1 protein-coding gene is annotated in these 937 nt (G+C 37.9%); it reads right to left on the bottom strand.

The window, feature by feature from the left end:
* Nucleotides 1-933: a cysteine synthase A gene (gene cysK, locus HUU89_RS14445; RefSeq protein ID WP_175302130.1), complete on the bottom strand. Its 933-nt coding sequence runs from the start codon at nucleotides 931-933 to the stop codon at nucleotides 1-3.
* Between the last annotated feature and the right edge of the window lie 4 nt (nucleotides 934-937).

Genomic DNA, 937 nt, shown 5'->3' with positions numbered 1-937 from the left:
CTAATCTTGAATTAAAGGTGTTGATAAATAACGATCTCCACCATCTGGTAATAAGACGACAATTGTCTTCCCTGCATTTTCTTCTCTCTTGGCCAGTTCTTTGGCTGCATATAATGCTGCTCCTGATGATATCCCTACTAAGATTCCTTCTGTCTTTGCCATTTCTTTCCCTGTCGCAAATGCATCTTCATTTTCTACTGTAATGATTTCATCATAAATCTTTGTATCCAATGTTTCTGGTACAAATCCTGCCCCGATTCCTTGGATCTTATGTGCTCCACCTTTTCCTGTTGATAATACCGGTGAGCTTGCTGGTTCTACTGCCACTACTTTTACTTCTGGATTCTTTTCTTTCAAGTATTTCCCTATCCCTGAAATTGTTCCTCCTGTTCCTACTCCGGCTACAAAGATATCTACTTTTCCTTCTGTTTGTTCATAGATTTCTGGTCCTGTTGTTTTATAGTGTGCTGTTGGATTCGCTGGATTTTCAAACTGTCCTGGAATGAAGCTATTTTCGATTTGTGATACCAATTCTTTTGCTTTGGCGATTGCTCCCTTCATTCCTTCGCTTCCTGGTGTTAAGACTAATTCTGCTCCATATGCCTTCATAAGATTTCTTCTTTCTACCGACATTGTTTCTGGCATTGTAATAATGATCTTGAGATTCAATGCTGTTGCTACGGCTGATAGTCCAATTCCTGTATTTCCACTTGTTGGTTCAATCAATGTTGTATTTTCATTGATCAATCCTTTTTCTAGTGCATCTAGGATCATTTCTTTTGCAATTCTGTCTTTGACTGATCCTGCGGGATTGAAGTATTCTAGTTTTGCGAGTACATCTGCTTTCAATTCATCTTTCTTGATTAAGTTGTTTACTCTTACTAGTGGTGTATTCCCTACTAGGTCTAAAAAACTGTTTTTAATTTCGCTCATATTT

The organism is Faecalibacillus sp. H12 (genome assembly GCF_013361255.1).
In the GTDB taxonomy this organism is placed as follows: domain Bacteria; phylum Bacillota_I; class Bacilli_A; order Erysipelotrichales; family Coprobacillaceae; genus Faecalibacillus; species Faecalibacillus intestinalis.
The sequence above is the reverse complement of the archived record's forward strand: the minus strand, read 5'-3'. Positions and strand labels throughout refer to the sequence as shown.